The sequence below is a fragment of the Vibrio sp. 10N.222.52.B7 genome (assembly GCF_041474275.1).
GTDB lineage: Bacteria > Pseudomonadota > Gammaproteobacteria > Enterobacterales > Vibrionaceae > Vibrio > Vibrio crassostreae_C.
This window is the reverse complement of sequence record NZ_JBFRTU010000039.1, coordinates 1-10,761: the sequence shown is the minus strand read 5'-3', so window position 1 is coordinate 10,761 and position 10,761 is coordinate 1. Positions and strand designations below refer to the sequence as shown.

Genomic DNA, 10,761 nt, shown 5'->3' with positions numbered 1-10,761 from the left:
ACTCCGGGAGGCGCCTCCACTATTCAAAGTTGAAAGGCCAGCAGAAATGCTGGCCTTTTTGCTATCTGAAATTCTAAACCCTCATGCTATGTTCAAACTTCCACGTATGCTCTCTAATCAGTAGCACCACTAGGAACAAGCTATATCAGATCACTTTTGTGCCGGTCTTTTCCTTATGTAAACCTATCATTTGCTAAACAACCAACAGCATCTGTTAACCAATTGCGCCGTTTGTGAGTGGAATGAGTGGGGAATGGAAAAGGGCGACTGTCTTTTGCGTCATTAAATTCTTCATATTTATACATAGTTGCTCATGATCCTGTAACGCTTTCATGAGTTATTACACTTATTATGACCACAAATGAAAATGATTGTCATTTACTTATGTTACTGCTAACCTATTGTGAAACTTTACAACATCTTATCTACTGCACGAAAGTGTATATAAAACCCCGCTAAACCTTATTAAACCTACGGTTATTCGTTTGCTTCGTATGATAAATCAGCAGATCTACCTCTTTTGTCCTACCCCTTTAGGGTAGTTCGATTTCGTAATTGATTTACATCATATTTTCATTTTCTTTCATAATTCATTATTCACTCAGTTAAGAAATATATAACCTTCAGGAATTCTTATGAGCAAGATGAAGCTAGTCGTAATCGGTAACGGGATGGTCGGCCATCGCTATATCGAAGATTTAGTCGAGAAGACAGACGTTGCTAACATGGACATCACAGTCTTCTGTGAAGAGCCTCGCGTAGCCTATGATCGTGTACACCTTTCTTCTTACTTTTCACACCATACTGCGGACGAACTTTCTTTAGTTAAAGAAGGCTTCTACGAGAAACACGGCATCAACATGCTGATCGGTGAGCGTGCTATTAACGTTAACCGTGAAAAGAAAACAGTTTACTCAAGTACTGGTCGTGAAATTCAATACGACAAGCTAATCCTTGCTACAGGTTCATACCCATTCGTTCCGCCAATCAAAGGTAACGAAGGTAAAGACTGTTTCGTTTACCGCACAATCGAAGACTTGAAAGCTATCGAAGCAACCGCTAAGAATTCTAAATCTGGTGTGGTTGTTGGTGGTGGTTTGCTTGGTCTTGAAGCTGCAGGCGCACTAAAAGCTCTTGGTGTAACCACGCACGTTGTTGAGTTTGCTCCAAAGCTAATGGCTGAGCAGCTTGACCAAGCGGGTGGTAACCAACTTCGTCAAAAAATCGAACGTATGGGCGTTAACGTACATACAAGTAAGAACACGCTTGAGATTGCTCCTGAAGGCACTGAAGCTCGTAACGTAATGCGCTTTGCAGACGGTACAGAGCTAGAAACTGATTTCATCGTATTCTCTGCTGGTATTCGCCCACAAGACAAACTTGCTCGTCAAATGGGGCTGGGTATTGCACCACGTGGCGGTATCGAGATTAATGATCACTGTCAAACGACAGACAAAGACATCTACGCAATCGGTGAGTGTGCGTCTTGGAACCAAACGTTCTACGGCCTAGTGGCTCCTGGTTACAAAATGGCAACGGTAGCGGTTGACCACGTTGTTGGTAACGAAAGCACATTTGAAGGTGCTGACATGTCTGCGAAGCTTAAGCTTTTGGGCGTGAAAGTAGGCTCTATCGGCGATGCGAACGGTCGTACTCCTGGCTGTAAGAGCTACGTTTACCAAAACGAAGAACAAGAAGTTTACAAGCGTCTAATCGTTTCTGAAGACAACAAGAAGCTGCTTGGTGCAGTAATGGTTGGTGACACGTCTGACTACGGTGATCTTCTACAGCTTATGCTGAACGAAATCGACCTACCAGAACACCCAGATGCATTGATTCTTCCTGCTCATGCTGGTGCTGAAAAGCCAACACTTGGCGCGGATTCTCTTCCTGAGTCTGCTGTTATCTGTTCTTGTTTCGATGTGACTAAAGGCAAGATCGCTCAAGCGGTTGCTGAAGGTCACCACACAATCGGTGATATCAAAGCAGTAACAGGCGCAGGTACTGGTTGTGGTGGTTGTATTCCACTAGTGACTTCAGTACTAAACGCTGAACTTGCTAAAGCTGGTGTTGAAGTGAAGAACGACGTGTGTGAGCACTTTGCATACTCTCGCCAAGAGCTTTTCCACCTAATTCGCATCGAAGAAATCAAAACGTTCGATGAGCTATTAGAGAAATACGGTAAAGGCTACGGCTGTGAAGTATGTAAGCCTCTAGCAGGTTCTATCCTTGCTTCTTGCTGGGGTGAACACATCCTTAAGCCTGAATTAGTGAAGCTGCACGATACCAACGACAACTTCCTAGGTAACATGCAAAAAGACGGTACTTACTCTGTAATCCCTCGTATGGCGGGTGGTGAAGTAACACCTCAAGCACTAAGCGTTCTTGCTGATGTTGCTGCTGAATACAACTTGTACACCAAGATCACAGGTGCACAACGTATCGGCCTATTTGGTGCTCAGAAAGATGACTTACCAGCAATCTGGAAGAAGTTAATCGCTGCAGGTTACGAAACGGGTCAAGCTTACGCAAAAGCACTTCGTATGGCGAAAACATGTGTAGGTTCTACTTGGTGTCGTTACGGCGTTCAAGATTCAGTTGGCCTAGGCGTGATGATCGAGAACCGTTACAAAGGCATCCGTACTCCTCATAAGATGAAGTTTGGTGTGTCTGGCTGTACTCGTGAGTGTGCTGAAGCGCAAGGTAAAGATTTAGGTATTATTGCGACTGACGCAGGTTGGAACATGTATGTATGTGGTAACGGTGGTATGAAACCTCGTCACGCAGACTTACTGGCAAGCGACCTAGACCAAGAAACGCTAATCAAGTACATCGACCGTTTCATGATGTTCTACATCCGCACGGCTGCGCCACTACAACGTACTTCGGTATGGATGGACAACCTAGAAGGTGGTGTTGATTACCTACGTGAAGTGATTGTAGACAACAAGCTTGGTATCAATGACCAACTTGAAACTGACATTGCTGGCCTAGTTGATAACTTCGCTTGTGAATGGACAGATACAATCAACGACGAAGCTCAACTTAAGCGCTTTGCACACTTCATCAATGCTGATGACCGCGATGATAACGTTGTGTTTGTTGAAGATGGTCGTGAACAACACCGTCCTGCGACATTCACTGAGAAACACCCTGAAGCCATTACTTCAAAGCATCAGGGCGACATCATTCACGTAGAATCTGTTTAAGGGGAGACGACATCATGGCATTTACCAAAGTTTGTAAGATCGAAGACATTATCCCAGGTACAGGTGTTTGTGCGTTGGTTGGTGGTGAGCAAGTAGCTGTATTCCGCCCAACGAAAGCTGAAGAAGTATTCGCGATTAGCAACACAGACCCATACTTCCAATCTAACGTGTTATCACGTGGCTTGATTGTTGAGCACAAAGAAGAGCTTTGGGTAGCAAGCCCACTTAAGAAGCAACGCTTTAACCTAGCAACAGGTGTGTGCATGGAAGACGAGAACTTCAACGTGAAAGCGTACAAAGCTCGTGTTGCCAAAGGCGCTGTAGAAATCTCTGCTTAATCTTCGGATGAGTAAGATTTGATAGTTCAAGGGTTCTAGTTCTCGATATTGCCTTAACTCGGCAACTAGAGCCTTTTCCTATCCAATTTTAACTTTTAATTTAAACTTTTTAAGGACAACCTTATGTCTCCTGATTACAAACCAGCTGAATTCGTTCAAACGATGATTGATGTGGGTGAAGCGAAAACGAAAACAAGTACTCGCGATCTTCTGATTCGAAGCACTATGGCTGGTATCATCCTTTCTCTAGCGGTTGTTGTTGCTATTACAGCAATGGTTCAAACCGGTATTGGCCTTGTTGGCGCACTTGTGTTCCCAGTTGGCTTCGTCATTCTAAGTGTAATGGGTTATGACCTAGTAACTGGCGTATTCGGCCTTGCACCTTTAGCGAAATTCGACAACCGCCCAGGTATTACTTGGGGTCGTATCCTACGTTGTTGGGGTATTGTTGGTCTTGGTAACCTTATCGGTTCTTTGATTGTTGCTTTCCTTGTTGCAGTATCACTAACGGGTAACTTCTCTTTAGAACCAAACGCTGTTGCTCAAAAGTTCATTGCTGTTTCTACAGGTCGTAGCCTAGGTTTTGAAAACATGGGTATGGACGGATGGATCACGTGTTTCGTACGCGGTATCTTCTGTAACCTTATGGTATGTCTAGGTGTGATTGGCAACATGACTGCACGCACAGTATCTGGCCGTGTAGCAATGATGTGGTTCCCAATCTTCATCTTCTTCGCACTCGTATTTGAGCACACAGTGGTAAACATGTTCCTATTCCCACTAGGTATGATTCTTGGCGCTGATTTTGGTATCGCGACATGGTTGAACTTCAACCTTATCCCAACAATCCTAGGTAACATCGTTGGTGGTCTATTAATGACGTGTGTTCCTCTATACCTAACTCATGCTAAAACAGCTCCTTCTCTAGGCGCTAAGTAATTAGATAGTTCTAGGTTAATGAGCAACTAATAATGTGTGTTAAGCCCCAAGCTGTTGATTTGGGGCTTTTTTGATCTTAACACTCTCTACTTTGATAACCGTGCACCTAAGGCGAGCAATGTGTGCTTGATGATGGTGCAAATGTCAGGGTTTTCCAACGTAATAGATTGTTTTGTTATATAAACTTCTATCTTGATTAGAATTAATCGTAAAGTTTTATGGCAACAACTGATAGTCTAAGAAGTAGGGATATTGGTGATTCATACAACGATGAATCGTCATACAGAATTAAGCTTGAAATATAACAAGCTAACTTTCGGAGCAAAGCATGTCAGAAGTATCGCCATCGAATGTTAAAACAGGAAACACAGGATTTGTTTCATTAGTAGGTGCAGGTCCGGGCGACCCAGACTTACTTACGTTAAAAGCGGCACGAGTGATTCAACAAGCAGACGTGTTGGTTTATGACCGTTTGGTATCAAAAGATATTTTGGCGATGGCTAATCCAGAAGCGGAAATGTTGTATGTGGGCAAAAAGCTCGATCATCACTGCGTACCGCAAGATCAGATCAACCAACTATTAGTGACCAAAGCTCAAGAGAACAAACACGTAGTGCGTCTAAAAGGTGGTGACTCGTTTATCTTTGGTCGTGGTGGTGAAGAGTGTGAAACGTTAGCTGAGAATGACGTGAGATTTGAAGTGATTCCGGGCATCACAGCCGCTGCCGGAGCAACGGCTTATGCGGGCATTCCGTTGACGCACCGTGATCATGCACAAAGCGTGCAGTTTATTACAGGTCACTTGAAGAAAGATGGCGAAGATATTGACTGGCAATCTCTTGCTCAGCACAACCATACCATCGTGTTTTACATGGGCTTGAAAGAGAGTCCGAACATTCAGAAGAATCTACTCGATAATGGTATGCGAGCTGACATGCCAGTTGCGATCATCGAAAACGGTACACGCCAAGAACAAAAGGTGTTTAGAGGTGGGTTACGTGATTTAGCTGACCTTGCGAGCGTCGCAAAGAGCCCAGCGCTGATTGTTGTAGGCAGCGTGGCTCAGCTCCATGAAAAACTTGCTTGGTTTAACAAACAAGCTTGATCGTTTGACCTTCTAATTGGATCTCTAAGCCACTACTGAGTCCATCAAGAATCAAATACTGCAGCGGCTGCCTTGTCGCTGCATTTCTTGTTGGCGCATCGGCATTTCGTCAATGATATTGGTGATCTGTTTCCAATCTGTTTTGCCACTCCATCGGTGCTTCTCTTTCCCGTCTTTACCAATCAAAACAGCGGTATGTGATCCTTTCGGGATCTCGTAAATACTGGTGACTGCTTCTAAGTTAAACTCTTCTTCTAACCAAGTTGGGACTGTGTAACCACTCTCAGCAATAACCATAATGACGACATCTCGTTCGTCCAATTGACAGTTATTGAGCAACACTTCATTCAGAAACTCTTTAACGATTGAATCTTCCTTTGGAGCGAAATAAATCACACTGCGGTGTGGCAAAGGCTTTGAGTGAGAATAAGCAGGGTAGGCGAGTACTGAATTGATGGTTAAGCTCATGATTATTACCGTGCTGATGGTCAGTAGTTTAAGCAAACTAAACCAGCTACCAGAGTTTGATGGTTGATTTAAAGTTTGCATCGCTTTGGTTGTGTCGATGCTTACGATCGAATTGTGTGTTTGTCGGTGCAGCATTGCCAACCTCCCTTTAAAAACTCTAAGCCTGAGTACGATTTGAACGCTACGTAAAGAAGAAGGTGAAGATCAGAACCACCTAAGAAACGCTCAAAACAAATCCACTTACAATAAGCATAGTTAGGATTACGTAAAGACACTTAGCTTTACGCTAAAGATATTAGATTTACGTTAACGATAGCTGGCAGGTTCATTTTTATTGAGTAAAGCGACTCGCATTTTACAATTGAATAGAATAGGGTATACGGAAAATCTAAAGGTATGAATTTATGGAAAACATAGCTATTTTGGTCGACGTTCAGAACGTTTACTACACGACGCGCGACAAATACCGTTCTAACTTCGACTATAACCAGTTTTGGTATGTTGCCACGGAAGGGCGTAACGTTATTGCAGCTAATGCTTACGCAATCTCAAGCCAAGATCCAAAGCAGCGTCAATTTCATCATATCCTTCGTGGTGTGGGCTTTAATGTGAAGTTAAAGCCGTTTATTCAGCGTCGAGATGGCAGTGCAAAAGGCGATTGGGATGTGGGTATTGCGTTAGACGCGATAGAACTTGCTGAGACGGTTGATACGATTGTTTTGGTATCAGGAGACGGTGATTTCGAAATCCTTGTAGAGCGAATCAAAGAGCGCTTTGGCAAGCCTGTTGAAGTGTATGGTGTTCCCGGGTTAACTGCTCAAAATCTTATCGATTCTGCATCAAAATTTGTACCGATTGAAAAAGATTTTCTTCTATAGAGGAAATCGGGCACTTTATAATTGAAATCAATAATAACGATAATTAGAATGCAAACAGTTCTTATTTATCGGTGTGTGTAATGTCTCGCGTTTTAGTTGTTGATGATGATATTCAATTGTGTGAATTACTGGGTGAAGTGTTAGAAAATGAGGGGTATCACGTTGATACTGTTCATTGCGGTGAATCCGCGCTTGAGTTTATTCAATCTCACCCTGTCGATTTGGTTCTACTCGATGTAATGCTTCCGAACCTAAGCGGCATTCAAGTAGCAAGACGTATTTGTCAGCGTTTTGCTACTCCCATTCTTATGCTAACCGCGCTTAATGACGATGCCTCAATGCTCGATGGCTACCAAGCAGGCGCCGACCAGTACATCGCTAAACCTTTCAATGTTCCTGAACTCTTAACCCGTATTAAGGTGATCTTGCGCCGAGTGGGTTTTGAACGCCAAAGACAATCTTTAGCTTCCTCTAATCACGGCTTGTGTGAACAACTCTCTCGTTTGCCATTAACTGGCACTGAAAAAGACTTGCTTGATTATTTGGTCAAAAATGACGGTATTGTCGTCTCAAAGTCTGATCTGCAAATCCATGTACTCAAGAAAGAATTGTGTCCCTTCGATCGTAATTTAGATATGCATATCAGCAATATACGTAGAAAGCTCGTTCAGGCAGGTTTGTCTAAACAACATATAAAAACCGTTCGTGGTAAAGGTTACAGTTACCTAGAGTCGGTCGGAGCATGAGTAAAAAACTGCTGCGTTGCCCTGATTTTATTGCTAAGCGTAAAGACGGACTCACTTTCCAACTGTTCAGTTACCTGACCGTCATTTTGGTGAGTATTTTGATCCTGCAAGGTGTCGCTGAAAGAGCCTTGATGAAAGCGCTGCTTAAAGTCCCAGAATCGGTAAAAGCGGAAATGCTCGACCTTGCTTACCAAGCGAATGTGTTGATCGAAGAAGGGGACATGGATGAACTCGCGGACTGGGGTAATGCTCAGCAGTATTATCTGTTCGTCATTGATAAAGACAATCGTCCGATCACACATCGTCACATGCACCCACATTTTGAATTTAAGCTCAAATACTTAAGAACGTTAGATCACCAACTTAGTGATCGTGTGAGTAAGCCGATCTTCGGCCTACCACTGGATAACGGTAAAACACTGGTTATCCAACTACCGCACCAGTTTCATCCCGCAAAATCTTTTGCGCCATATTCCTATATGCTTAAAGCATTGATTGCATTGGTCGTATTGTCTCTGTTCTCGATTATCATGGCCAAAAGCCTTCAGCAACCGTTGGATAGATTGAGAGAAGCGAGCCGCAGACTGGCTCAAGGTGACTTCACGGTCAGTGTGGTGTCGGAGTTGAACTCCACCACGCGTGAATTCAACGAGCTTGCACACGATTTTGATTATATGACCTTTGAGATTAAATCTCTGGCTGAAAAGCAACGTTGTTTGATTCGTGATGTCTCACACGAGTTAAGAACACCATTAGCAAGGCAAAACCTCGCACTACACCTGCTGCGCAGCAAGGTTGATGATAAAAGCATTGGTTTGCTAGAACGAATGGAAAATGAAACAGAAGAGATGAATAAGCTGGTGGGTGAGATACTTGAATTTAGCCGCTTAGAAACCTCTCGCTATGACTCCAAGTTAAGTTTAATGCACCTTGAGCACTATTGTTCAATGTTGATCGCGCAGATGCAAAACGATTTAAAACCGAATCAAACTTTGATTGGTTCCCTAGAGACGCCGATATCAATGGTGAACGTTGATGAGAGGCTACTGCTTCGAGTCATTGGTAACTTGGTCGGGAATGCCATTAAATACGCGGGTGAGAACGCTCATGTGGTCGTGACGACATACGAACAGGTAATGGATAGACGTTACAGTGTAATATCTGTAGAAGATGACGGTGACGGTATTCCTGATAACAAGATTGCAGGTATATTCGACCCGTTTACTCGTATTGAATCAGCAAGAGACAAACGGTCTGGTGGCTACGGTCTGGGCCTTGCGATTGTTAAAGAAGCGATGGGTGTGATGAATGGACATGTAACTGCTGAGAATAGAGAAGGTGGGGGGCTGAGAGTGAACTTGATGTTCCCAATCGGTGATTAGCTTTCCCTATTGATAATTACCTTAAATTGATAACTGTCCCAACTCAGTAGTACTGACTTAAGCGATACCCAATAAAAACGCCACTGCATCTGCAGTGGCGTTTTTCTTTATGCGCTTTGGTAAGGGCTAGGCGTAGCCATTAATTACGCCTGAGCTTGAAGACAAGAGCATAAGATAAGCGAGACTATGCCTGTTGGCGAGCTAGCTTAACTTCTTCTTCTTTCTCACCTGCTGCTGGGTCGTTGAAGCGAGACTCGTCTAGAGCGCCTTCAGACTTAGCAACGATGATAGATACGGCACTATCACCTGTGATGTTTACAGCGGTACGAATCATATCAAGAAGGCGGTCAACACCCATGATTAGAGCAATACCTTCAAGCGGCAGGCCAACTTGGTTCAATACCATCGCTAGCATAACAAGACCAACACCAGGGACACCTGCAGTACCAACAGACGCCAGTGTCGCCGTTAGGATAACCATTAGGTAATCACCCATTGAAAGGTCGATGTTGTACGCTTGCGCGATAAACGCCGTCGCAACACCTTGCATGATTGCAGTGCCGTCCATGTTCACAGTTGCACCTAGTGGTACTGTGAAAGAAGCGACTTTGTTGTCTACGCCCATACGGTTCTTAGCCGTTTCCATAGTTACTGGAATTGTTGCGTTCGAAGATGCTGTTGAGAATGCAAACATGATTGCATCTTCCATCTTACGTAGGAACGTAATCGGACTAAGACCTGTGAATCCTTTAAGCATCGCACTGTAAGTCACCAAGCCATGCAACAGCAGGGTACCAGCAAGCACTAAGAAGTATTCTGCTAGGTTCCAAATCGCACCTAAGCCAAGGCCAGAGAACAGTTTCGCCATCAAGAAGAATACGCCGTAAGGAGCAAGGTTCATTAGTAGCGCAACTAGCTTCATGATCACTTCGTTTAGATCAGAGAAAACTGCAGCGATACGTTCACCGGGTTTGCCCGCTGCACTGATTGCGATACCAAACAACACTGCAAATACGATAACTTGTAACGTTTTGCCCTCAGCCATCGCCTGAATAGGGTTGGTTGGGAACATGTCGATGATTACTTGGCCCAGAGAAGGGGCATCCGCTGATTTGAAAGAGCTCGCAGCAGTAAGATCCGCACCAGCTCCAGGTTGGAACAGGTTACCGATAGTTAATGCTAGAGTGATGGCAACGGCAGTAGTACCGATATAAAGTGCAAGCGTTTTGCCACCCATACGGCCAAGAGTTGATAAGTCTTTAAGAGAACTTGTACCGCACACTAGTGAAACGAAGACTAGAGGCACAACAAGCATTTTTAAACTGGCGACAAAGATTTGTCCGCCCACTTCAAAGAGTCCGTTAACGATGTAGTTGTTAACAAATCCGTTGTCTGCAAAAAGGGATTGAATGGCGAATCCCGTTAATATACCTACGACCATACCGAGGATTACTCGACCAGTCAGAGACATAGGTTTCTTGGTATTCATTTAGAACACTCCTTATTATTTATAACTTTGATACCTTTTCAAAGTGAGCAGGAGATTAGCAGTCGGATAATCAATTCGAAAAACAAAAAATGAGTTTGGAATTATAGATGTGATCAAAATCACTGATAATTGTGTAAATTAAACAAATAAAAACAAAATAATTCACTATTAATTTACATCCATCGAGGGTTTTATACATAAATTTGT

At 43.6% G+C, this 10,761-nt stretch carries 9 protein-coding genes; 7 read left to right on the top strand and 2 right to left on the bottom strand.

Annotation, left to right across the window (positions count from 1 at the left end; genetic code table 11):
* The first annotated feature begins 635 nt into the window (after positions 1-635).
* From nirB to cobA, 4 genes are all read left to right on the top strand, one after another.
* Complete coding sequence (nirB, locus tag AB4512_RS12100; RefSeq protein ID WP_017062560.1) at positions 636-3,209, top strand: nitrite reductase large subunit NirB; 2,574 nt, start codon at positions 636-638, stop codon at positions 3,207-3,209.
* A 14-nt stretch (positions 3,210-3,223) separates the two neighbouring features.
* The gene (nirD, locus tag AB4512_RS12095) at positions 3,224-3,547 is read left to right on the top strand and encodes a nitrite reductase small subunit NirD (RefSeq protein WP_017069123.1); all 324 of its coding nucleotides are present in this window, start codon (positions 3,224-3,226) and stop codon (positions 3,545-3,547) included.
* Positions 3,548-3,670: 123 nt separating this feature from the next.
* Positions 3,671-4,486, top strand: a complete 816-nt coding sequence (locus AB4512_RS12090) for a formate/nitrite transporter family protein (protein ID WP_017062558.1) — start codon at positions 3,671-3,673, stop codon at positions 4,484-4,486.
* A 328-nt stretch (positions 4,487-4,814) separates the two neighbouring features.
* Positions 4,815-5,591, top strand: a complete 777-nt coding sequence (gene cobA, locus AB4512_RS12085; protein ID WP_017066845.1) for a uroporphyrinogen-III C-methyltransferase — start codon at positions 4,815-4,817, stop codon at positions 5,589-5,591.
* 51 nt (positions 5,592-5,642) lie between these two features.
* Here cobA and AB4512_RS12080 read toward each other — a convergent pair whose 3' ends face one another.
* Positions 5,643-6,140, bottom strand: a complete 498-nt coding sequence (locus AB4512_RS12080) for a DUF4174 domain-containing protein (protein ID WP_050546503.1) — start codon at positions 6,138-6,140, stop codon at positions 5,643-5,645.
* 323 nt (positions 6,141-6,463) lie between these two features.
* Between AB4512_RS12080 and AB4512_RS12075 the strand changes: the two genes are divergently transcribed.
* From AB4512_RS12075 to AB4512_RS12065, 3 genes are all read left to right on the top strand, one after another.
* On the top strand, positions 6,464-6,937 hold the full coding sequence (locus AB4512_RS12075) for an NYN domain-containing protein (protein WP_010429860.1): 474 nt from the start codon (positions 6,464-6,466) through the stop codon (positions 6,935-6,937).
* An 80-nt stretch (positions 6,938-7,017) separates the two neighbouring features.
* The gene (locus AB4512_RS12070; RefSeq protein WP_017062555.1) at positions 7,018-7,683 is read left to right on the top strand and encodes a response regulator transcription factor; all 666 of its coding nucleotides are present in this window, start codon (positions 7,018-7,020) and stop codon (positions 7,681-7,683) included.
* Complete coding sequence (locus tag AB4512_RS12065; protein WP_017064547.1) at positions 7,680-9,065, top strand: sensor histidine kinase; 1,386 nt, start codon at positions 7,680-7,682, stop codon at positions 9,063-9,065. The genes AB4512_RS12070 and AB4512_RS12065 overlap by 4 nt, the downstream gene beginning before the upstream one ends.
* A 184-nt stretch (positions 9,066-9,249) precedes the next feature.
* Here the strand turns inward: AB4512_RS12065 and AB4512_RS12060 are convergent, their stop codons facing one another.
* The gene (locus AB4512_RS12060; RefSeq protein WP_017062553.1) at positions 9,250-10,554 is read right to left on the bottom strand and encodes a dicarboxylate/amino acid:cation symporter; all 1,305 of its coding nucleotides are present in this window, start codon (positions 10,552-10,554) and stop codon (positions 9,250-9,252) included.
* Between the last annotated feature and the right edge of the window lie 207 nt (positions 10,555-10,761).